The organism is Vibrio sp. V08_P9A1T1, assembly GCF_963874405.1.
Lineage (GTDB): Bacteria > Pseudomonadota > Gammaproteobacteria > Enterobacterales > Vibrionaceae > Vibrio > Vibrio anguillarum.
The window spans coordinates 1-23,191 of the sequence record NZ_CAWNIB010000247.1 but is presented as its reverse complement, the minus strand read 5'-3'; the positions used below and the strand labels follow the sequence as shown (position 1 = coordinate 23,191).

The 23,191-nt window shown below is 46.6% G+C and carries 19 protein-coding genes; 10 read left to right on the top strand and 9 right to left on the bottom strand.

The annotated features are described in order from the left end of the window. Nucleotides 1-255: 255 nt before the first annotated feature. The 4 genes from pdhR to lpdA all read left to right on the top strand — a co-directional run bounded on the left by pdhR (nucleotide 256) and on the right by lpdA (nucleotide 7,382). On the top strand, nucleotides 256-1,023 hold the full coding sequence (gene pdhR, locus AACT21_RS10415) for a pyruvate dehydrogenase complex transcriptional repressor PdhR (protein WP_013857676.1): 768 nt from the start codon (nucleotides 256-258) through the stop codon (nucleotides 1,021-1,023). Between the two features lie 53 nt (nucleotides 1,024-1,076). Continuing rightward, the gene (aceE, locus tag AACT21_RS10410) at nucleotides 1,077-3,752 is read left to right on the top strand and encodes a pyruvate dehydrogenase (acetyl-transferring), homodimeric type (RefSeq protein ID WP_017049751.1); all 2,676 of its coding nucleotides are present in this window, start codon (nucleotides 1,077-1,079) and stop codon (nucleotides 3,750-3,752) included. Nucleotides 3,753-3,770: 18 nt separating this feature from the next. Next, a complete protein-coding gene (gene aceF, locus AACT21_RS10405) occupies nucleotides 3,771-5,654 on the top strand; it encodes a pyruvate dehydrogenase complex dihydrolipoyllysine-residue acetyltransferase (protein ID WP_088731724.1) in 1,884 nt (627 codons plus the stop codon). Between the two features lie 300 nt (nucleotides 5,655-5,954). After that, nucleotides 5,955-7,382: a dihydrolipoyl dehydrogenase gene (gene lpdA / locus AACT21_RS10400; RefSeq protein WP_013857673.1), complete on the top strand. Its 1,428-nt coding sequence runs from the start codon at nucleotides 5,955-5,957 to the stop codon at nucleotides 7,380-7,382. 117 nt (nucleotides 7,383-7,499) lie between these two features. Here the strand turns inward: lpdA and AACT21_RS10395 are convergent, their stop codons facing one another. After that, a complete protein-coding gene (locus AACT21_RS10395) occupies nucleotides 7,500-8,117 on the bottom strand; it encodes a LuxR/HapR/OpaR family quorum-sensing transcriptional regulator (protein WP_013857672.1) in 618 nt (205 codons plus the stop codon). A gap of 371 nt (nucleotides 8,118-8,488) precedes the next feature. On the opposite strand from AACT21_RS10395, the gene hpt reads away from it, so the two are divergent. After that, the gene (gene hpt / locus AACT21_RS10390) at nucleotides 8,489-9,019 is read left to right on the top strand and encodes a hypoxanthine phosphoribosyltransferase (RefSeq protein ID WP_010319544.1); all 531 of its coding nucleotides are present in this window, start codon (nucleotides 8,489-8,491) and stop codon (nucleotides 9,017-9,019) included. Nucleotides 9,020-9,103: 84 nt separating this feature from the next. On the opposite strand, the gene can is transcribed toward hpt, so the two are convergent. Next, nucleotides 9,104-9,772 (bottom strand): carbonate dehydratase, encoded by a 669-nt coding sequence (can, locus tag AACT21_RS10385; protein WP_013857670.1) that lies wholly within the window; start codon nucleotides 9,770-9,772, stop codon nucleotides 9,104-9,106. 265 nt (nucleotides 9,773-10,037) lie between these two features. Between can and AACT21_RS10380 the strand changes: the two genes are divergently transcribed. From AACT21_RS10380 to AACT21_RS10370, 3 genes are all read left to right on the top strand, one after another. Next, on the top strand, nucleotides 10,038-11,690 hold the full coding sequence (locus tag AACT21_RS10380) for a SulP family inorganic anion transporter (protein WP_026029028.1): 1,653 nt from the start codon (nucleotides 10,038-10,040) through the stop codon (nucleotides 11,688-11,690). Between the two features lie 140 nt (nucleotides 11,691-11,830). Next, the gene (locus AACT21_RS10375) at nucleotides 11,831-12,751 is read left to right on the top strand and encodes an ABC transporter ATP-binding protein (RefSeq protein ID WP_026027559.1); all 921 of its coding nucleotides are present in this window, start codon (nucleotides 11,831-11,833) and stop codon (nucleotides 12,749-12,751) included. 5 nt (nucleotides 12,752-12,756) lie between these two features. Beyond that, the gene (locus tag AACT21_RS10370) at nucleotides 12,757-13,527 is read left to right on the top strand and encodes an ABC transporter permease (protein ID WP_010319547.1); all 771 of its coding nucleotides are present in this window, start codon (nucleotides 12,757-12,759) and stop codon (nucleotides 13,525-13,527) included. A 488-nt stretch (nucleotides 13,528-14,015) separates the two neighbouring features. Here the strand turns inward: AACT21_RS10370 and panC are convergent, their stop codons facing one another. From panC to sfsA, 7 genes are all read right to left on the bottom strand, one after another. Beyond that, on the bottom strand, nucleotides 14,016-14,897 hold the full coding sequence (gene panC / locus AACT21_RS10365; RefSeq protein ID WP_010319549.1) for a pantoate--beta-alanine ligase: 882 nt from the start codon (nucleotides 14,895-14,897) through the stop codon (nucleotides 14,016-14,018). Between the two features lie 11 nt (nucleotides 14,898-14,908). Beyond that, the gene (gene panB / locus AACT21_RS10360; protein ID WP_010319550.1) at nucleotides 14,909-15,703 is read right to left on the bottom strand and encodes a 3-methyl-2-oxobutanoate hydroxymethyltransferase; all 795 of its coding nucleotides are present in this window, start codon (nucleotides 15,701-15,703) and stop codon (nucleotides 14,909-14,911) included. Then, a complete protein-coding gene (gene folK / locus AACT21_RS10355) occupies nucleotides 15,703-16,209 on the bottom strand; it encodes a 2-amino-4-hydroxy-6-hydroxymethyldihydropteridine diphosphokinase (protein ID WP_017045879.1) in 507 nt (168 codons plus the stop codon). The genes panB and folK overlap by 1 nt, the downstream gene beginning before the upstream one ends. Continuing rightward, a complete protein-coding gene (pcnB, locus tag AACT21_RS10350; protein ID WP_176430176.1) occupies nucleotides 16,206-17,567 on the bottom strand; it encodes a polynucleotide adenylyltransferase PcnB in 1,362 nt (453 codons plus the stop codon). The genes folK and pcnB overlap by 4 nt, the downstream gene beginning before the upstream one ends. 107 nt (nucleotides 17,568-17,674) lie before the next feature. Next, entirely contained in the window at nucleotides 17,675-18,544 is an 870-nt protein-coding gene (gluQRS, locus tag AACT21_RS10345) for a tRNA glutamyl-Q(34) synthetase GluQRS (RefSeq protein WP_019281119.1), read from the bottom strand. Between the two features lie 92 nt (nucleotides 18,545-18,636). Continuing rightward, nucleotides 18,637-19,083, bottom strand: a complete 447-nt coding sequence (dksA, locus tag AACT21_RS10340; RefSeq protein WP_013857662.1) for an RNA polymerase-binding protein DksA — start codon at nucleotides 19,081-19,083, stop codon at nucleotides 18,637-18,639. A gap of 139 nt (nucleotides 19,084-19,222) precedes the next feature. After that, complete coding sequence (gene sfsA / locus AACT21_RS10335) at nucleotides 19,223-19,963, bottom strand: DNA/RNA nuclease SfsA (protein WP_094163636.1); 741 nt, start codon at nucleotides 19,961-19,963, stop codon at nucleotides 19,223-19,225. Nucleotides 19,964-20,018: 55 nt separating this feature from the next. On the opposite strand from sfsA, the gene hrpB reads away from it, so the two are divergent. Both hrpB and AACT21_RS10325 read left to right on the top strand, forming a co-directional pair. Further along, on the top strand, nucleotides 20,019-22,487 hold the full coding sequence (gene hrpB / locus AACT21_RS10330) for an ATP-dependent helicase HrpB (protein ID WP_094163634.1): 2,469 nt from the start codon (nucleotides 20,019-20,021) through the stop codon (nucleotides 22,485-22,487). Continuing rightward, nucleotides 22,484-23,191, top strand: a 708-nt coding sequence (locus AACT21_RS10325; protein ID WP_176430175.1) for a transglycosylase domain-containing protein, incomplete at its 3' end; no start/stop codon positions are given. The genes hrpB and AACT21_RS10325, both read left to right, overlap by 4 nt.

Here is a 23,191-nt window from a genome sequence, read left to right as displayed (position 1 = left end):
TAGAAAGGGTAGATGACAACGAATGTTTCCCCATTTCTAGCCCATCATTTCCCCATCTGTATTCATTTTGTAATTGGTCTGACCAATAATATTGCTGTTTTAATCGACTATTGTTATCAAAGTGTTTAAGCGTGGGCTGTTCTATGATTTAGGTCAACTTTTGGCTGGACAGCTACGTTTTAATTATGTTAATTTCTGCACCAACTTGAAATTGGTATTACCAATTGACTGCAAAGAGTAGAAGAATAATAAATTATGGCTTATCAAAGGATTCGTCAGCCAAAACTCTCTGATGTAATTGAACAGGAGTTAGAAAGGCTGATAGTGGAAGGAACACTTTCTCCGGGGCAACAATTGCCTCCAGAACGAGAACTGGCAAAACAGTTCGAGGTGTCTCGTCCATCCATTCGTGAAGCCATTCAACGCCTCGAAGCCAAGCGTTTATTAACCCGCCGTCAAGGTGGAGGTACGTTTGTCAGTGAGAACATTTGGCAGAGTTTTTCTGATCCTCTGCTAAATTTATTGTCTAGCCACTCTGAAACCCAGCTCGATCTATTGGAATCGCGCCACGCGATGGAAGGTATTTCAGCTTATTTCGCAGCATTGCGTGGTACTGAGGAAGATTTTGCTCGCATTCAAGCCTGTTTGGCGAGAATTGGTGAACAACAAGCGAAAAAAGAGGTCGAAGCAGAAGCGTCTGCGGTGGTCGCGTTTTTAGTCGCTCTTACTGAAGCGGCCCACAACGTGGTGCTTTTGCATATTGTTCGCAGCCTCGCTCCTTTGCTTGAGCAAAATGTTCTACAGAATTTAAAACTATTACACCGCCGCCATGAAGTGGTGGAGAAAGTAAGTAGACACCGAGCTAATATCGTGGATGCGATCGTTTCTGGTCAGCCGGAAAAGGCGCGCGAAATGTCCCATTCTCACTTAGCTTATATCGAAGAAACATTGCTGGATTTGACCAAAGAAGAGTCTCGTCGTGAGCGTTCGTTGCGCCGAATTCAGCAGGGTAATGAGTCGTAACCTACGGCGAATTGCTTGTTTTATAGATCCAACCAATAGAAGGATAGATCGCCATGTCTGACATGAAGCATGACGTAGATGCACTGGAAACTCAGGAATGGCTAGCCGCCCTTGAGTCAGTTGTACGTGAAGAAGGTGTAGAACGCGCTCAGTTCTTACTTGAGCAAATTCTAGATAAAGCACGTCTAGACGGTGTTGATATGCCAACCGGTATTACCACGAACTACATCAACACCATTCCAGCTGCGCAAGAACCAGCATACCCAGGTGACACAACGCTTGAGCGTCGCATTCGCTCAATCATCCGTTGGAACGCGATTATGATCGTTCTACGTGCATCGAAAAAAGACCTCGATCTTGGCGGCCACATGGCGTCATTCCAGTCTTCTGCTTCGTTCTACGAAACATGTTTTAACCACTTCTTCCGTGCGCCTAATGAAAAAGATGGCGGTGACTTGGTTTATTATCAAGGTCACATCTCTCCAGGGATCTACGCACGTGCGTTCGTTGAAGGCCGCCTAACGGCTGAGCAACTTGACAACTTCCGCCAAGAAGTGGATGGCAAAGGTATTCCTTCCTACCCACACCCGAAATTGATGCCTGAATTCTGGCAATTCCCGACCGTATCTATGGGTCTGGGTCCAATTTCTGCAATCTATCAAGCGCGTTTCCTCAAATATCTTGATGGCCGTGGTATGAAAGACACTTCTGAACAGCGTGTATACGCGTTCCTAGGTGATGGCGAGATGGATGAGCCAGAATCACGCGGTGCGATTTCATTCGCCGCTCGTGAGAAGCTTGATAACCTATGTTTCCTTATCAACTGTAACTTGCAACGTCTAGACGGCCCTGTCATGGGTAACGGTAAGATCATCCAAGAACTTGAAGGCCTATTTAAAGGCGCAGGTTGGAACGTTGTTAAAGTGATTTGGGGTAACAACTGGGATTCTCTACTGGCGAAAGACACCACAGGTAAGCTGCTTCAGTTGATGAACGAAACCATCGATGGTGACTACCAAACATTTAAAGCGAAAGATGGTGCTTACGTGCGTAAACACTTCTTTGGTAAATACCCAGAAACAGCGGCGCTTGTTGCTGATATGACTGACGATCAAATTTTCGCGCTGAAGCGTGGTGGTCACGAGTCTTCTAAACTGTACGCAGCCTTTACTAATGCTCAAGACACGAAAGGCAAGCCAACCGTGATTCTGGCGAAGACCGTTAAAGGTTACGGCATGGGTGAAGCGGCAGAAGGTAAGAACATCGCTCACCAAGTGAAGAAAATGGACATGACTCACGTGCTGCAACTGCGTGATCGTCTTGGTCTACAAGATCTTCTGACGGATGAAGCTGTGAAAGAGTTGCCATACCTAACATTGGCAGAAGGCTCGAAAGAGCACGAATACTTACACGCTCGTCGTAAAGCGCTAAAAGGTTACACACCTCAACGCTTGCCTAAGTTCACTCAAGAACTTGTGATTCCAGCGGTTGAAGAGTTCAAGCCTCTGCTTGAAGAGCAAAAACGTGAAATCTCAACCACAATGGCGTTTGTCCGTGCGTTGAACATTTTGCTCAAAGATAAGAGCATTGGTAAAAATATTGTGCCAATCATTGCAGATGAAGCACGTACTTTCGGTATGGAAGGTCTGTTCCGTCAAATCGGTATCTATAACCCACACGGTCAGAACTACACTCCTCAAGACCGCGACATCGTTTCTTACTATAAAGAAGCGACTTCAGGTCAGGTACTGCAAGAAGGGATCAACGAGCTGGGTGCTATGTCTTCATGGGTTGCTGCTGCAACTTCATACTCGACAAACGATCTGCCAATGATTCCGTTCTACATCTATTACTCTATGTTTGGTTTCCAACGCGTTGGCGACATGGCATGGATGGCAGGTGACCAACAAGCACGTGGTTTCCTATTGGGTGCTACTGCTGGTCGTACGACGCTGAACGGTGAAGGTCTACAGCACGAAGATGGTCACTCGCACATATTGGCGGCGACGGTTCCTAACTGTCTTTCTTACGATCCAACATTTGCTTACGAAGTTGCAGTCATCATGCAAGACGGTATTCGCCGCATGTATGGCGATCAAGAAAACGTGTTCTACTACCTAACGCTGATGAACGAGAACTACGCAATGCCAGCAATGCCACAAGGTGCTGAAGAAGGTATTCGTAAAGGTATCTACAAATTAGAAAGCTACGCTCCACAAGGAACGACTGGCTCTAAAGGTAAAGTTCAGTTAATGAGCTCAGGTACGATCATGAACGAAGTACGCAAAGCGGCTCAAATCTTAAGTGATGAGTACGGCGTGGCTTCAGATGTTTACTCAGTAACATCATTCAATGAAGTTACTCGTGATGGCCAAGCATGTGAGCGTTACAACATGCTTCACCCTGAAGCGCAGCCGCAAGTACCTTACATTCAAACGGTAATGGGCAGCGAGCCTGCCATCGCAGCAACTGACTACATGAAGAACTACGCTGAGCAAGCGCGTGCGTTTATCCCGGCTGAATCATACAAAGTACTAGGTACTGATGGTTTTGGTCGTTCTGATAGCCGTGAAAACCTACGTCGTCACTTCGAAGTGAACGCAGGTTACGTGGTGGTTGCCGCGCTAAGCGAACTAGCGAAACGTGGTGATGTTGAGAAATCAGTTGTGGTTGAAGCGATTAAGAAATTCAACATCGATACTGAAAAAACAAACCCGCTATACGCTTAATTAAGGTAGGAAAGAATAATGGCAATCGAAATTAATGTACCGGATATTGGTGCGGATGAGGTTGAAGTTACTGAGATTCTTGTCAGCGTTGGCGACAAGGTTGAAGAAGAGCAATCTCTTATTACTGTAGAAGGTGATAAGGCTTCTATGGAAGTACCGGCTTCTCAAGCGGGTATTGTAAAAGAAATCAAAGTAGTCGCTGGCGATAAAGTATCGACCGGTTCACTTATCATGATTTTTGAAGCAGAAGGCGCAGCGGTCGCAGCGCCAGCAGTGGAAGCTGCACCAGTTGCGGCTCCTGCTGCCGCGGCTGTCGCTGAGCTTAAAGAAGTTCACGTGCCAGATATCGGCGGTGATGAAGTGGAAGTCACTGAAATCATGGTCGCAGTCGGCGATTCAATCGCAGAAGAGCAATCTCTACTGACGGTTGAAGGTGACAAAGCCTCAATGGAAGTACCTGCTCCATTTGCTGGTGTACTGAAAGAGATCAAAGTGGCCGCTGGCGATAAAGTATCGACAGGCTCACTGGTGATGATCTTTGAAGTGGCGGGTTCCGCTCCGGCGGCAGCCTCTGCTCAAGTGGCAGCACCTGTAGCTGCAGCACCAGCCGCTTCGGCAGCAAAAGAGATCCACGTACCGGATATCGGTGGTGATGAAGTCGAAGTGACGGAAATCATGGTGGCGGTTGGCGATACCGTGAGTGAAGAGCAGTCTCTTATCACCGTTGAAGGCGATAAAGCATCAATGGAAGTTCCTGCGCCGTTTGCTGGTGTTGTGAAAGAAATCAAAGTTGCAGCTGGCGATAAAGTGTCAACAGGCTCTCTTATCATGGTGTTTGAAGTTGCCGGTGCAGCGCCCGTTGCCGTAGCGGCCCCTGCGCAAGCAGCGGCCCCAGCCGCATCAGCGCCAAAAGCGGAAGCGGTAAAATCAGCGGTGGCAGCACCTGCCGAGTTTGAAGAGAACAATGAGTACTCTCACGCATCACCGGTTGTACGCCGTATTGCGCGTGAATTTGGTGTTAACCTAGCGAAAGTCAAAGGTTCTGGCCGTAAGAGCCGCATCCTAAAAGAAGACGTGCAAAACTACGTGAAAGAAGCGCTGAAGCGTCTTGAATCGGGTTCTGCCGCAGTGGCTTCTGGTAAAGGTGATGGCGCCGCGCTTGGCTTGCTACCTTGGCCAAAAGTGGACTTCAGCAAGTTTGGTGACACAGAAGTAAAACCGCTTTCACGTATTAAGAAGATCTCTGGTGCTAACTTGCATCGTAACTGGGTGATGATCCCACACGTTACCCAATGGGATAATGCGGATATCACCGAGCTTGAGAACTTCCGTAAAGAGCAAAATGCGATTGAAGCGAAGAACGACACTGGAATGAAGATCACCCCACTGGTGTTCATCATGAAAGCGGTAGCGAAAGCACTAGAAGCATTCCCATCGTTTAACTCTTCACTTTCTGAAGATGGCGAAAGCTTGATTCTGAAGAAGTACGTGAACGTGGGTATTGCTGTTGATACGCCAAATGGTCTTGTTGTTCCTGTCTTCAAAGATGTGAACAAAAAAGGTATTTATGAGCTATCAAGAGAGCTGGCTGAAGTATCGAAGAAAGCCCGTGCAGGTAAACTGACCGCTGCAGACATGCAAGGTGGCTGTTTCACTATCTCTAGCTTAGGTGGTATCGGCGGTACAGCGTTTACGCCTATCGTTAACGCGCCAGAAGTCGGTATCCTTGGGGTATCTAAGTCTGAGTTTAAGCCAGTGTGGAACGGTAAAGAGTTCGAACCACGCCTACAACTGCCACTATCACTGTCATACGATCACCGTGTGATTGATGGTGCGGAAGGTGCGCGTTTCATCACATTCCTAAATGGCGCGCTATCAGACATTCGTCGTCTGGTTCTGTAAGCCAAGTTTAGTGAAAGAGAGGGCGGCCGTTAAAGCCGCCCTTGTTAACACGAATAATTGAACAATTGGATTATGAAGGGTTTTTTCTTAATCGAATTGTCGTCTAGCTCACAGGCTAAATGGATTTACTTTTCACACCATTAACATCTCTGTAAACTGTTGCGGTCTGAAAATAATTCGTTTTAATTCATTTGTTTTAAGTAATTGGCTCAGTCATGGGTTTAATTCATTGGATTAAACACTAAAAACAACGAGAACATCCACTCAGCCTGTTAGGGATAATGACTACAAGAGGTCAAAATGAGCAAAGAAATCAAAGCCCAAGTCGTCGTACTTGGTGCCGGTCCTGCTGGTTACTCCGCTGCATTCCGCTGTGCAGACTTAGGTCTTGAAACAGTACTTGTTGAACGCTACAGCACCCTTGGCGGTGTGTGTTTGAACGTGGGTTGTATCCCATCAAAAGCGTTGTTGCACGTTGCAAAAGTTATCGAAGAAGCGAAAGCATTGGCCCAGCACGGTATTGTGTTTGGTGAACCACAAACGGACATCGATAAAATCCGCCTTTGGAAAGAAAAAGTTATCAACCAGTTAACGGGCGGTCTTGGCGGCATGGCGAAGATGCGCAAAGTGACGGTCGTGAACGGTTTCGGCAAATTTACTGGCCCTAACGCCATTGAAGTTGAAGGTGAAGACGGCAAAACCGTGGTTAACTTTGATAACGCCATCGTTGCAGCTGGTTCTCGTCCAATTAAACTGCCATTCATTCCTCATGAAGACCCACGCATTTGGGATTCAACGGATGCACTTGAACTGAAAGAAGTTCCTGGGAAACTGTTGATCATGGGTGGTGGTATCATCGGTCTAGAAATGGCGACGGTTTACCACTCGCTAGGTTCTAAGATTGATGTGGTTGAGATGTTTGACCAACTTATCCCAGCGGCGGATAAAGACATGGTTAAAGTCTACACCAAACGTATCAAAGATAAATTTAACCTGATGCTTGAAACCAAAGTAACCGCTGTTGAAGCAAAAGAAGATGGTATCTACGTTTCAATGGAAGGCAAAAAAGCACCAGCGCAAGCTGAGCGTTATGATGCCGTTCTTGTTGCTATCGGCCGCGTACCAAACGGTAAGCTGATGGATGCTGAAAAAGCAGGTATTGAAGTGGATGAGCGCGGCTTTATCAATGTTGATAAGCAAATGCGTACTAACGTTCCTCATATCTTCGCGATCGGTGATATCGTTGGTCAACCAATGTTGGCGCACAAAGGTGTGCATGAAGGCCACGTAGCGGCAGAAGTAATTTCTGGTAAGAAGCACTACTTCGATCCTAAAGTTATCCCTTCAATTGCGTACACTGAGCCAGAAGTGGCTTGGGTTGGTAAAACTGAAAAAGAAGCCAAAGCAGAAGGCATTAACTACGAAGTCGCGACATTCCCATGGGCAGCTTCTGGCCGTGCTATCGCTTCTGATTGTGCTGACGGTATGACTAAGCTTATCTTTGATAAAGAGACTCACCGCGTTATTGGTGGCGCTATCGTTGGTACTAACGGCGGCGAACTGCTTGGTGAAATCGGTTTGGCTATCGAGATGGGTTGTGATGCAGAAGATATCGCTTTGACGATTCATGCTCACCCAACGTTACATGAATCGGTAGGCCTTGCTGCGGAAGTATTTGAAGGCACGATTACTGATCTGCCAAACGCAAAAGCGAAGAAGAAAAAGTAACTTCAACGCTGATGCGTTAAATTGCCGGTTCATTAAATTGCTGGTTAGTTAAATAGTAAAAACCGCTGAATTCAGCGGTTTTTTTATGCTCATAATTCAGAGACTAGGAAGTTAAGCCTAGTGATCTTTTTTATAGATGCAGAGCATGCTGAGGTAGCTTTTCACGAGTACACCCATGCTGGCTTCGTCTTGTATGCGATTTGCTTGTACAAACAGTGAGTAGAAGATACCAAGAAAGAGCGTAGCAAGATGTTCTGGTTCATGCCGATCGCACACTTCGCCACGTTCAATGGCTTTGATAAACATATTTTGTACCAAAAGTTGATTAGTACGATTGGTGGAGACAAAAAGTGGCCACACTTCTTCGCGCGTTGAAGCGCTCCATTCAAACCATACTTTTAACCAGTGACAATCTTCAATCACAAGAGAAATCATCTTAGTGGTGATGTTGGTTAAGTTATCTTTCGCATGCAAATCAAGATCAATATTATCTGCGAGGAAGTTTGAAAACTGACGTACAACATGAGTGAGTACGTCGTCGACTAAATCTTCTCGGGTTGGAAAGTAGTTAAAGACAGTAGCGACTGAAACTTGGGCGATTTCAGCAATATCTGCGTGGCCACCTCGGCCTATTCCCCGTGTAGCAAACACTTCAAGGGCGATTTCCATCAGTTGAAGTTTGCGTTTTTGTGGTGATAAGCGAGTTCTGGGGCGTTTTTCTATCGATGTTTCCATGAGTTGTTAATCCTTGCCAATGACTGTTGAATTGAGCTTTTCGCTCTAATGATTATTTTGTTAGTTGCTTTAAAGCTTTATGAGTGTACTGCTGCATATGGTTGAGGTCAACGTTTCGAGTTTGTTTTTTGTGCGATTGTGTTAAATCTTATCGGATTCAACGTGTTTTATTGTGTGTTTTATTGATGTGACGTATGTGCTGTGAAGGTGTTCGCGGCAGCGTAGGAGCTTTCTTTCATCATACCCAGAGTTTTGCTAATTATTTAACTATCCTGTGTGGCAGTGGTACTATACGCGCCAAGCTAGTTACGCGACGCCATCATTAAACTGCGATGATCGTAGCGTGTCGCATCACCCGAAAAGAGAACAGTATGAAACATACAGTTGAAGTGATGATTTCTGAGCAAGTGGTTCAGGAACGAATTCGTGAATTAGGCAAACAAATCACAGAGCATTACCAAGGTAGTGAAGATCTGGTACTGGTGGGCTTGTTGCGCGGCTCATTTGTCTTCATGGCAGACTTAGCTCGCGCGATCGACTTAGTTCATCAAGTCGATTTTATGACCGCGTCAAGCTATGGCAACACGATGCAAAGCTCACGTGATGTGCGCATTCTGAAAGATCTGGATGATGACATTAAAGGTAAAGATGTGTTGCTGGTAGAAGACATTATTGATACGGGTAATACACTAAATAAAGTAAAAGAAATTTTGTCTTTACGTGAACCTAAATCCATTCACATTTGTACTTTACTGGATAAGCCTTCACGCCGTGAAGTACCTGTAGAGGTCAAGTGGATCGGTTTTGAAATCCCAGATGAATTTGTCGTGGGCGTAGGTATCGACTACGCGCAAAAATATCGTCACCTACCTTACATTGGTAAAGTTGTGCCGCAAGCGTAATTTTGCCAGCGATAATAGAATGCCCACTAAATAGTGGGCATTCTGTATTTTTAACTATCAGTTTTAACGGCAATTAACACGCTGTTATCGACACAGCAAGTTATGTTGCGCATTAAGAATTTTTTCCATCGCTTTTTGATAGGTGTCGTTGACTCGCTCACGTGAATCGCAGCGAACGCCTAAGTATTCCAAACGTCCGTCTTCAATACCGTAGACCACGCCATGCAGCTCGACATCTTGGCCGCGCTCCCATGCGTTTTGCAGTACGGTTGAGTTACCTAAATTATACACTTGCTCTGCAACGTTGATTTCGCACAATTTGTCGGCTTTATCTTGTTCTGGCATCGCATCTAAGTAGGTACGGTGCTTAAGGTATAAGTCACGCACGTGCAGTAACCAGTTGTTGATCAAGCCCAGCGGTGGGTTATCAATCGCTGCGTTGACGCCACCGCAGTCATAGTGCCCACAGATGATGATGTGCTTGACCTTCAGTACGTCAACCGCGTACTGCACCACAGAAAGGCAGTTAAGGTCGGTGTGAATCACTTGGTTTGCAACGTTGCGGTGTACAAACAGCTCACCAGAATAAAGCCCAGTCAAACGCTCGGCCGGAACTCGGCTATCAGAACAACCAATCCATAGAAAATCTGGGTCTTGCCCGCGAGCGAGTTTTGCAAAGTACTCAGGACGTTCAGCCTTAATCGATTCAGACCAACGTGAGTTATTTTCAAAAAGCTGTTTCAGTTCTGGCATCTCACTTCCCTTAAAAATAGTTCAATCGCATCAATGGTAATGCGCAAGAATAGGCCTGACTATACACAATGTTACAATTCTGTTCTCTTATAAAATGACAAAACACTTACTCATCTGACGAGTTTTCCTAGTAAAAAAATTAAACTGCTTCCATCGCTATTTGGATGGTCAACAGAGAATCAATCACATGTAAAATAATGGTTAATGATTAGAATGATGATTTGTTAGAGTGAGACAACCTATTTTGAGTATGAGGTAAAGCATTGTGTTTAGAGGCCGTTTTGCCGATATCGACCTAAAAGGTGACGTCTTTGGTGGCGTCACGACCGCGATTATTTCACTGCCACTTGCCTTGGCATTTGGTGTAGCGTCTGGTGCGGGTGCAGAAGCAGGGCTTTGGGGTGCAATATTGGTGGGGCTGTTTGCTGCCTTGTTTGGTGGTTCATCTACATTAATTTCTGAACCTACAGGGCCAATGACGGTCATTATGACGGCCATTTTAACCAGCATGGTGGCGCGTTATCCTGAAACGGGGCTTGCAGTTAGCTTCACGGTTGTCATGATGGCAGGCGCTTTTCAGATTGTACTTGGCACTTTAAAACTCGGGAAATACATCACCTTAATGCCCTATAGCGTGATCTCCGGCTTTATGTCAGGAATTGGGGTGATTTTGATTATCCTGCAGTTGTCACCGCTGCTTGGTCAGGCGGCCCCCGCTGGGGGAGTGATGGGAACGTTAACCGCATTGCCCGAGATCATTAGTCAGATGAAGTTCAGTGAGCTCTTTCTTGGTTTGTTAACCTTAGGCATTTTATTTTTTCTCCCGGCTCAATATCGCAAACAAGTGCCCGTTCAATTGGTCGCTTTAGTCGGCGTGACGCTTGTTTCGGTACTGTTATTTGATAGCGAAGAGATCCGCCGTATTGGTGTGATCCCTGCTGGCTTACCCTCTTTTGTTATTCCAACCTTTAATGCCGAGATGTTCACCACCATGGTGATTGACGCTTTAGTACTCGGTACGCTTGGCTGCATTGATACGTTGCTCACCGCGGTAATTGGCGATTCTCTAACGCGTAAAGAGCATGATTCCGATAAAGAACTGCGAGGGCAAGGGCTGGCTAATATGATCGCGGGTTTATTGGGTGCGTTGCCGGGTGCTGGTGCAACCATGGGTACGGTGACCAATATTCAGGTCGGCGCGCGTTCTCCTCTGTCTGGTGTAGTTCGTGCCTTAGTATTAGCCTTAGTGGTGTTGGTGGCGGGAGGCTTAACCGAACCGATTCCAATGGCGGTATTGGCAGGGATTGCGGTGTATGTTGGTTTCAATATTCTTGATTGGAGCTTTATCCAACGCGCGCATAAAGTGAGTGTGCAGGGGATGGCCATCATGTATGGCGTGATGCTGTTAACTGTCTTTGTCGATTTGATTGTTGCGGTTGGCTTGGGCGTTTTTATATCAAATATTTTGATCATAGAACGCTTGAGCCGCGAGCAAGCTCGCCAAGTGAAAGCCATTAGTGATGCTGATGAAAACGATGTGCCATTGACTGACAGCGAACGAGCTTTATTGGATCAAGCCAATGGTAAGGTGCTGTTTTTTTATCTCTCAGGGCCGATGATTTTTAGTGTATCTAAAGCGATCGCTCGCCAGCACAATCACATCAGTGACTATGAAGCGATGATTTTAGATCTTACTGATGTACCTATGATTGATGTGACGGTTGGGCTTGCTTTAGAAAATGCGATTAATGATGCCTTAGATGCCCACTGCGCGGTCTACTTACTTTGCCCAAATGTGCACACCAAACAGCAACTGGAAAAGTTTCATATTTTGGATCTGGTGCCAACCGAGCAGACTTTTTCGTTTCGTTATGAAGCGCTCAATGCTGCGGTTAAGCAGGTAGCCCAAAATCGTTAAGCGTTAAGGTTGTGCAAGAATGAATTACGCAGATCGCTGGATCTGCGTTTTTTATTTTATCAATTTCTAATATTGGGTTGAAAAACGCGAGCCTTAGCAGCACATTGGATAGGTTAATATCACAAAGAGTGATCCGTCGAATGTACGCATTAGAAATAGAACAATTACGAAAAACTTACGCTGGTGGGTTTGAGGCCCTAAAAGGGGTGAGTTTACAGGTTGAAAAAGGCGATTTTTACGCACTGCTTGGGCCCAATGGGGCCGGGAAATCAACCACCATTGGCATTATCTCTTCGCTGGTCAATAAAACCTCTGGCACCGTTAAAGTGTTTGGTTTTGATATTGATAAAGATCTTGAACTGGCCAAGCAACATATTGGTTTAGTACCGCAGGAGTTTAACTTCAACCAGTTTGAAACGGTTGAACAAATTGTGTTGCAGCAAGCTGGTTATTACGGCGTGACGAAAGCGTTAGCGAAAGAGAGGGCAGAGAAGTACCTCTCAAAACTCGATTTGTGGGAAAAACGTAAAGAGCGTGCACGTAATCTTTCTGGTGGTATGAAACGTCGTTTGATGATTGCTCGAGCCTTAATGCATGAGCCTAAGTTGCTGATTTTAGATGAACCTACCGCCGGTGTGGATATTGAACTGCGCCGCTCGATGTGGGAGTTCTTAACTGAGATTAACGCGCAAGGGATCACCATTATCTTAACCACGCACTATTTAGAAGAAGCGGAGATGCTGTGCCGCAATATCGGCATTATTAACCGAGGTGAGCTTATTGAAAATACCTCGATGAAGGATTTGCTGGCCAAATTACAGCTCGAAACTTTTATTTTAGATATCGCAGAGAATTCTCCGCCAGCACCACAACTCAGTGGTGTGATCTCGCAAACCATGCTCAACGGTTCGTTACAAATTGAGTTGGAGAAAACGAAAGGGCTAAATTCAGTCTTTTCACAGTTAACAGAACAGGGAATTACGGTGCTTTCGATGCGTAACAAAGCGAACCGCCTTGAAGAGCTGTTTGTCAGCATTGTTCAACAGCAAAGCCGAGGATAATCATGATGTATCGTTTATATTGGACGGCTTTTTGCAGTTTGCTGACTAAAGAAATCAACCGTTTTACGCGTATTTGGGTGCAAACCTTAGTACCGCCAGCCATCACCATGACGCTCTACTTCATTATTTTTGGCAACCTAATTGGTTCGCGTATTGGCCAGATGAACGGCTTTAGCTATATGGAATATATTGTCCCGGGCTTAATCATGATGTCGGTGATCACTAACTCATACTCGAACGTCGCCTCTTCTTTCTTTAGTGCGAAGTTTCAGAAAAACATCGAAGAGTTGTTAGTTGCGCCTGTACCTAACTACGTCATTATCGCCGGATTTGTGATGGGCGGGGTAGTGCGTGGCTTGCTGGTGGGTACGATAGTGACCCTTGTGTCGCTGTTCTTTGTTGATCTCAAGGTCGATCATTGGGGGATTATTGCGGCGACGGTTTTTCTCACCTCTGTTGTGTTCGCTTTAGGCGGCATGATTAACGCCATTTTTGCTAAAACCTTTGATGACATTTCGATTATTCCTACCTTTGTATTGACCCCATTAACCTACTTGGGTGGGGTATTTTATTCGATCAGCCTATTGCCTGACTTTTGGCAAGCGGTATCGAAAATCAACCCAATCGTCTACATGGTTAATGCCTTCCGTTACGGTTTTCTTGGTGTGTCGGATGTAGGAATTGTTACCTCGTTCAGTGTGCTTGGTATTTTTGTAGTTGCGCTGTATGGGGTTGCGCATTATCTGGTTTCGCGTGGTATCGGGTTAAGGACTTAATAGTTCCTCCCCCTTTTAGGGGGAGGCTAGGAGGGGGTTCACCCCACCCTAACCCTCCCCTTGAAGGGGAGAGAATTAGTTTGTGATCGTTGGGAGTAAGCCATTAATGATGATCGACGTGGTTTGCTGAAACAGTTTTTGCCACTTAATGCTTTAAAGTAGAAGCTCATAACGGTTCTGTTCCTCCCCTTGAAGGGGAGAGAATTAGTTTGTGATCGTTGGGAGTAAGCCATTAATGATGATCGATGTGGTTTGCTAAAACAGTTTTGTCCAAAAATGAGCTAGAAATTAATCTCTATTTATTGTCATTTCATTAATCTCAGTAGTAGTAACGAACCATCAAAAATGGTCAAACTATATTGTTCTCCGACAATCGCGTTCGACTCAGTTAAATAACGATACAAAAAAGGTCGCTCCTTATGGGCGACCTTTTAAATATATGGTTTTGAAGTGAAAATGAGTCATCACTTCATCACTTGAAATAGCAATTACTCTTCTTCAGGGTCCGCTTTCGTTTCGGCGCTAAATTCCAACACTTGGTTGTCGATTAAGCGTACTTTACCCAGAAATGCAGACACTAAGATCACCGCTTGTGTGGTCTCATTCGAGATCAGTTGCAGCGTTTTGGCATCGCGAATAAACAGCTCATCAGGTTGTAGCCCAGCAGCACGCAATTGGTCACTGGCATCTTCAATGATCGATGCGTAATCGTCGCGGCCACCACGCAGTGCACTGCTTATCCAACGCATGGTGCGAGCAAGGACAGGTGCACGTTGGCGTTCATCTAACGTCAGCAGCCCGTTACGTGAACTCATCGCCAAGCCATCCATTTCACGGACGGTAGGGACGCCGACAATCTCGATATCCATACAAAGATCGCTGACCATTTGACGGATCACCGCTAACTGTTGAAAATCTTTTTCACCAAAACAGGCAACATTCGGCTGCACTATGTTGAACAGCTTAGCGACTATGGTTGCAACGCCACGGAAATGCCCTGGTCTTGATGCGCCTTCTAGCATATGAGAAAGCCCCGGTACTTCAACAAAGGTCTGTTTTTCTAATCCTTGCGGGTACATTATTTCTGGGGTTGGTGTAAAGACCAAATCAACCGCTTCCGCGTTGAGTTTGCTTAAGTCTTCATCCAGTGTTCTCGGGTAGTTATTTAAGTCATCCGCGCGGTCAAATTGCATCGGGTTAACAAAAATACTGACCACGACCACATTGCCCTCTTCACGTGCTTTACGCACTAGGGTTAAGTGGCCTTCATGTAAATTGCCCATGGTCGGCACAAAAGCGACTCGGCGGCCTTCACGCTTATACTGTTTGATCTGCTCGCGAAGAGCTGAAATGTCAGCAAAAGTTTGCATGAATATCTCCTTTAGGCGATGGTATGAGCGTCATCAGGGAAAGCGGCACTTTCTACATCTGCGATGTATTTTGCGACGGCTTTACGCATATCCCCTGTTTCAGCAAGAAAGTTTTTCGAGAATTTTGGCATGTAATTCGCCGAAATTCCGAACATATCGTGCATTACTAGAATTTGTCCATCGGTCACGTTACCTGCGCCAATGCCAATCACTGGCACATCAAGCACTTCGGTAATTCGCGCTGCTAGGCTGGCCGGTACACACTCTAATAACACAATTTGTGCGCCAGCTTCTTGGAGCGCCAACGCGTCTTTGACCATTCGGTCTGCTTTTTCTTGGTCGCGGCCTTGTACTTTATAGCCACCAAAAATATTGACCGATTGTGGTGTTAAACCAAGGTGTGCGCAAACCGGAACCGCGCGTTCAGTCAGCATTTTCACCGTCTCGACCAGCCAATCACCACCTTCGATTTTGACCATATTTGCACCCGCTTGCATCAATTTAGCGGCGCTTTCACAGGCTTGTTGTGGTGTGGCATAGCTCATAAAAGGCATATCAGCCATCAATAAACAGTTAGGGCTACCAGCACGCACGCTGCGTGTGTGGTAGGCAATCTCTTCAACGGTGACGGGTAGGGTATCTGTGTGACCTTGTAGCACCATGCCTAGAGAATCGCCCACTAATAATACAGGCATCTCTTGGCTTTCAAAAAGCTGAGCAAAGCTTGCGTCATACGCGGTGACGGTTGCAAATTTACGACCTTGTTGTTTCCATTGGATCAGATCGTTTATGGTGATTTTTTTCATTAAATGTCCTTACGAGGCGCTGGCGAGTGCCAAATACCGAGCCCGTTACGTTCGACGAGCGGTAACAATTGATTGAGCTCAGTCCCATCAGGGAGTTGTAAACTTGGTGCAATTTCGGCGAGCGGATAGAGCACGAATTCACGTACTTTCATTCCGTAGTGAGGAATGGTCAATCGCTCGGAATCGATCACCTCATTGCCGTAAAGAAGAATATCCAGATCGAGTGTTCTTGGCCCCCAGCGTTCTTCTTTGCGAACACGCCCCTGTTCTAACTCGATGCTTTGGGTACAATCGAGCAGTTCAAGTGGCGTTAAATCGGTTTCTATCGCAACCACCGCATTGATGTAATCGGGCTGGTTTTGTGGCCCCATCGGTGTACTACTGTACAAGGATGAGGCGCTTAAAAATCGAGAGTGTGGCAAACATTTCAAGGCTTCAATGGCCTGCTTAGCTTGCGCGATTGGGTCGCCTAAATTACTGCCAACAGCAATATAAACGAGAATCATGATTCTGGGCGGCTCTTTTTATTACGTGGGCTTCTGCGGCGGCGTACATTCGGCTTGTTACTTGCGCCACTTTCCAAATCATTTGCCATCGCTTGGCGCATATCCCGCCCGGCGCTTTCAAAGGTTGTCCACCAGTCAGCCAGCTTCTGCGTCTCTCCGCCTTCGATCTCGCCACGCATTTGTAGAAAATCAAAACCCGCTCGGAATTTGTTGAGCTCCATAAGGCGGAAGGCTCGTTTCCCATTGCGACGTGGTAAGCGCAACTGCAATTGCCAAATTTCGCGAATTGTCGCGGTATGACGACGAGGTATCGCAAGGGTTTTCACCACTTGGTCAAGGATGAGGTTACTCGCTTCCATGACGGCGTCGTAATAGGCGAAATTACGCTGCTGCATTAACGCATCAGCCAGTTTCACCGTCGGGTACCAGAACATGGCAGCAAACATGAAGGCTGGGTTGATGCGTTTACCTTCTTCAATACGCAGGTCGGTTGAATCTAAGACCAGATCCAACATCTGTTCTGTGTGCGAGTCGTAGTTTGGAGTGAACTCTTGAGCTATCACAGGGAACAACTGCTGGAACAGGTTGTACTCACGCATTAAGTGGTAGGTTTCTAAACCGTGGCCAGTTTGCAGCATCTTTAGCGATTCTTCGTACAAACGTGCCGCAGGAATATCTTGCAGTAAAGGAGCAAGATGTTCGATTGGGTCGGCAGTCTCTTCTTCGATATCGAAATCGAGCTTGGCCGCAAAACGAATCGCACGCAACATGCGCACTGGGTCTTCACGGTAGCGCGTTTCAGGATCGCCAATTAAGCGGATGAGCTTATCTTCTAAGTCGTCCATGCCGCCAGCATAATCATGAATGCTGTAATCACCGATGTTGTAATACATGGCGTTAATCGTAAAGTCCCGGCGTTCTGCATCTTCATCAATGGTGCCGTAGACGTTATCACGCAGCAGCATACCCGCTTCAGATTGTGCTGAGACGTTTTGGCTCGGTTCTTGATGGTGTCCACGGAAAGTCGCCACTTCCACTACGTCGCGGCCAAACATGATGTGCGCTAAGCGAAAGCGACGGCCGATCAAGCGGCAGTTGCGAAACTGTTGGCGTATTTGCTCTGGTGTTGCATTAGTGGCGATATCAAAATCTTTTGGTGTCTCACCTAATAGTAGGTCACGTACTCCACCACCGACTAAATAGGCGTCAAAACCTGCGCCATGAAGTCGGTATAGCACCTTGAGCGCATTATCGCTGATTTGCTTGCGCGAAATATTGTGTTCATCACGAGTGATAATATTTAGAGCTAAGTCTTGGTAAACGCGATTTTCGCGTGGTGTATAGTCGTTTTTATTCATGTGCATCTGGCAATAATTGGTTTTTGCCAACCTTGCTTTTGTTATTTAAAGTGCCCGTTCGGGACGATTTTGCGGCTAATCATAGCGTAAGGATAGCCTTTTGAGAATCACGGTGTGATCTCGGTCTCCCGAGGGAGTTGTTCAACGTGCCAATTCTGACTGCCCCAAAAGATAATTTCATCGATGGAAGCGTCGCTAATCTCTTGTTTTATCTCAAACCCTAAAAAGCGCATTGCCTTAAGCAAGGTAGGTTTAGGATTTTGAATATCAATGGCTGTGGCATGATTCTGTTTGGATAATTTATTGCCATTACCATCCATCGCGAGCGGCAGGTGAAGGTAGCTTACCGGAGTTTTATGTAAGCAATGATACAAGCTGATTTGTCGTCCTGTTGGTTCAATTAAATCGGCTCCCCGAACCACTTCCGTCACTCCTTGATTGATATCATCGAGCACTACGGCAAGATTATAAGCAAATAAACCGTCACGTCGCTTAATGATGAAGTCTTCCTGTGCTAATGCCTTAGGAATGTGAATTTCGCCATGTTTTTGGTCGAAAAATGACTCTACCGGTGTATCAACACGCAACCTAACCGCGCAATCTTCGGTTAATGTTGGTTTTTTATAGCGGCATGTACCGGGATAAAAGCCACCCATCTGTTTAATTTGTTTACGCGTGCAATCACAATAATAGGCTTGCCCTGATTCAAGCCAAGCCTCAATTTGATCTTGGTATAAAGTGTGGCGCTGGCTTTGATAAACTACCTCGCCATCCCAATGCAAACCATAGGCTTCGATGGCTTGAAGTATCAGGGTGGAGGCTCCTGGCATTTCCCTTGGCGGATCTAAATCTTCGATGCGAACCAACCACTTACCTTGCTGTGATTTTGCTTGAAAGTAGCTGCCAAGTGCAGAGATCAAAGAACCAAAATGAAGTGGGCCTGAAGGTGATGGGGCAAATCGGCCAATATAGTGCATTGCGATTCATCCAAGTTACAAGTTATTTGGGTATCGAGTGAAAACAAAAAGGGAGCTTTAGCTCCCTTTTTTAACACAAACAAAAGGTAAGATTAACCTTGCATCTGTTTTTCTTTAAGTTCGGCTAGCGTTTTGCAGTCAATGCAAAGGTCCGCCGTTGGTCGAGCTTCTAAGCGACGAACGCCGATTTCCACGCCACAAGATTCACAAAAACCAAAATCATCTTCTTCAATTTTGCTTAATGTTTTTTCAATTTTCTTGATCAAGCGACGTTCACGGTCACGGTTACGCAATTCCAAGCTGAATTCTTCTTCTTGAGAAGCGCGATCAACGGGATCGGGAAAGTTTGCGGCTTCATCTTGCATATGGTGAACGGTACGCTCAACTTCTTCACGAAGTTGGTTGCGCCAAGCACTTAAAATTTTTGTAAAGTGAGCTATTTGCTCAGGTGACATATACTCTTCACCTGGCTTTTCCTGATACGGCTCAACACCTGCAATGGCTAGGATGCCTATCGCTTTTTTCTTTAATTCCGGCATGCAGCATCTCCTACTAACACCTAGTCAACTGCGCGAGCAGCTAATTTTAGGCGGGTATCTATAGCAAAAAGATCTATAGGAGGCAAACACTCAATCGTAAACTTATTGTCAATGTGAAGGCGCCATCAATTTTTTGTCACTAATGGGCGAATTCTACAGTGTTAACGAGCTTGATTTCATTCCTTGAAAGTACAGCCTTGTAGCACAGTACTTCCACCCCTTCTTTTTGCGCTTGTTTCAATAATAGTGAATAGTTTGCGTCTATATGGAGTGCAGGCGAGACTTTTTCAATCCCTGAATGCAAAACAGCAAACAAAAGTACTGCTCTGCTTCCACTTTTTGCCATTTCCGTTAATTCACGCAAATGCTTTTGTCCACGCGTTGTAACGGCATCGGGGAAATAACCTTGTCCTGAATTGCAGGCGACATCGTCGTGTGGAGAGTAACGTTCATCCAATAAGGTGACGCTTTTCACTTCTATATAGCACGTCGGTTTAGAGGGTGATTTGAGCAAGATATCAATTCGGCTATTTTCTTGGCCGTAGCGCACTTCAGTTTGTAATTGCTCATATCCTTGCAGCTCTTTGATGATGCCGTTTTGAATCGCTTCTACTGCCAGCGTATTCGCCCGAGCCGTGTTGACGCAAATGTAGTGGCCTTGCTGGGTTTCAGTCAGCTCCCAACTGTGTGGGTATTTACGTTTAGGGTTGTCCGAGGTGGAGAACCAGACACGATTACCCGCCTCGGCGCAGCCCGTCATCGCGCCAGTATTGGCGCAGTGAATAGTCTCTTGTTGACCATCGGCAAACTCAATGTCGGCCAAAAAACGCTTGTAGCGTTTGAGTAAGGTCGCGGATCGAAGTGGAGGATTGAACTGCATTTATCTACTGTTTTTATGTACAATGTTGCCGCCATTTAACCATAAGGATTGCACATTGTCACAATTGCCCATTCAAGCTGTGATGCCCGAGCTGCTGGCGGGAGTACAAGCTCACCCACAGATGATTGTCAAAGCCGCTCCCGGCGCGGGTAAGTCGACCCATTTCCCGTTACAGCTATTAAAAGCGCAATTATTCACGGGTAAGATCATCATGCTTGAACCGCGTCGTTTGGCGGCGCGCAGTATTGCTTGCTATTTAGCACAGCAATTAGGTGAGAGTGTTGGGCAAACCGTCGGCTATCGTATGCGTGGTGAGAGTAAAGTCAGCGCAGCGACGCAGCTTGAAATTGTGACAGAAGGGATCATGACACGTATGATCCAAACCGATCCTGAGCTAAGCGGAATCGATCTCTTGATCTTCGATGAGTATCACGAGCGGAGTATTCACGCGGATACGGCTCTCGCATTGAGTTTGGAAGTGCAATCAGCGCTGCGAGAAGATCTTAAAATCGTCGTAATGTCGGCAACCTTAGATCAACTGGCATTGCAGTCATTATTACCCCAAGCGCTTTATGTGCAATCTGAAGGTCGCGCTTATCCAGTTGAAGTGCGCTATGCACCGCTGCGAGCCAATGATTATCTTGTGCCGACGATGAGCAAACAGATTGAAGGCTTGATGCGAGCTGAAAGTGGCTCTCTGCTGGCATTTTTACCTGGCGTTTCAGCCATTAAACAGCTTGAACAGCAGCTCGCACACTTAGCCGATGAGTTTGATATTTGTCCTTTATACGGGCAGTTGAGTCTACAAGCGCAGCAAAAAGCAATTGCGCCTGCAGTAGCAGGCAAACGGAAAATTGTGCTAGCGACTAATATTGCCGAAACATCGCTGACCATTGAGGGGATACGCTTAGTGGTGGATGCAGGGCTAGAGCGGATAGCGAAGTTTGATCTTAAAACGGGCATCACTCGTTTAGAGCAAGTGAAAATTGCCCAGTCATCGGCGCAGCAACGCACGGGGCGCGCCGGACGCCTAGAACCTGGCATCTGTTTGCGCCTTTACAGCGAAGCACAATATAAGCAGCAACCCCAAGTGTCGAGCGCGGAAATATTGCACAGTGACTTAGCGTCTTTAGCGATGGAGCTTGCGCAGTGGGGTGTGGTGTCGGTCAACGATTTGCCTTGGCTGGATACACCACCACCAGCAGCGATGCAGCAAGCTTGGAGTCTATTGCATACGCTTGGTTTGATGGACAGCAAACAGCAGCTCAGCGCATTGGGTAAAAAAGCGCAGTCACTTGGTGTGGAACCAAGGCTGGTGAGCATGCTGCTCAAAGCCCATGAAACGAGTGATTCAATGCTCAATACGGCGCTCGCTGTGACCGCTTTATTAGAAGAGCCTGAGCGTAATGTGCTGGATTTACAACATAGCTTAATGCGTTGGCAGCAAGCGACTCACCCTAAAACACAAAACCTACATCAGCGTGCCACGACGCTTGCGCGCGCACTCGGTGGCCAATTTCAGCTAACACAAGTAGATGAATCATTGTTGGCGTTAGTGCTGAGTTTGGCTTTTCCCGATCGCATTGCCCAGCGTCGCAGCGAGTCGCAACGGGGACAGTTTTTACTGACGAATGGTCACGGCGCACAAATGCGTGACGATGAACGCCTCGCGGGCGCGCACTATTTAGTGGTGGTGGATTTAATGCGCAGCGGCTCACAAGCGAGCCAAATCTTTGTTGCGACAGAGTTGGATATTGATGCATTGCAAGCCCATTTCCCAGAGCTATTTAGTACACAAGAACGAGTCGATTGGGATGAGAAAGCGGGGAAACTGTGCGCGGAAAGGCTAACCCTGTGCGGTAAATTGGTCATTGAGCGTGAAGCGCTGCCAGAGCCTGCTCATGAAAAAATGACGCAAGCCTTGCTCAATTATGTCCGTCGCAAGGGGTTATCGGTATTACAGTGGAGCGAAGCGGCGAGCGCTTTATTAACGCGCATACGTTGCGCTGCGCAATGGCTACCGGAAGCGGCGTGGCCTGCTGTCGAGGAACAAGCGCTGCTCGATGATCTTGAAATTTGGTTAGCCCCCTATTTAGTCGGAGTAAAATCGGTCAAAGCGTTAGCGAAAGTACCGCTTTTTGATGCGCTCAATGCTTATTTAGGTTGGCCATTAAACCAAGAGATTGATCGCTGGCTTCCAACTCACCACCCGCTACCCACAGGCAATCGAGCCGCCATTCGTTATCAACTGGGCGCGGAGCCGATGCTGTCGGTCCGTATGCAGGAGGTGTTTGGCGAGCAAGATTCCCCTACCATCGCTCAAGGGCGCAAAAAAGTGGTGATGGAACTGCTCTCACCTGCGCAGCGGCCTTTGCAAGTAACTCAAGATCTCGCCGGTTTTTGGCTGGGCGCTTATAAAGAAGTACAAAAAGAGATGAAAGGGCGTTACCCAAAACACGTTTGGCCTGATGATCCTGCCAACCACATAGCGACGACGAAAACTAAGCGGCAATTAGCACAATGACAACCCAGAAAAAGCCTACGGGCACTCAAAAAAATAGCGTAAAAAAACCTTCACGTCGCCCGGCTAAGAAGCCTTCACCGCCACGCAAAGCATGGTGGAAAATTGTGTGGGGTATTGGCTGGAAACTGAGCCTTGCACTGGCCGCAGTGCTGTTGTTCGTTGGTATTTACCTAAATAGCGTGGTTAAACAACGCTTCGAAGGTCAGCTTTTTGATTTACCGACCGTTGTGTATGCGCGCATTTTGAATTTAGCACCCGGTGATGATATCCCGCTGCAAGAGCTGCGCAATGAGCTTGATGTACTCAACTATCGCAAAGTGAACCAACCACGCTATGCTGGCGAGTACTCTTCATCATCAAGCAAAATTGAGATCATCCGCCGCCCTTTTGAGTTTGCCGATGGCCCTGAGCCTGACCGCCATGTGATGCTCCATTTTAATGACAGCGGTTTAGTCCGTATCCAATCTCTTGAGCAAAAAGGGGATTTAGGTTACTTGCGTATTGAGCCCAAAATGCTCGGCATGCTTGAAAAAGGCAACGATGAGCAGCGGCTATTTTTACGTCGTGATCAGTTTCCTGAAGTGATGGTGGATGCGTTGCTTGCGACCGAGGATCGCTATTTTTATCAACATGATGGCATCTCTCCATTTGCGATTGCCCGTGCTTTAGTGGCCAACATTAAGGCTGGGCGCACCGTGCAAGGC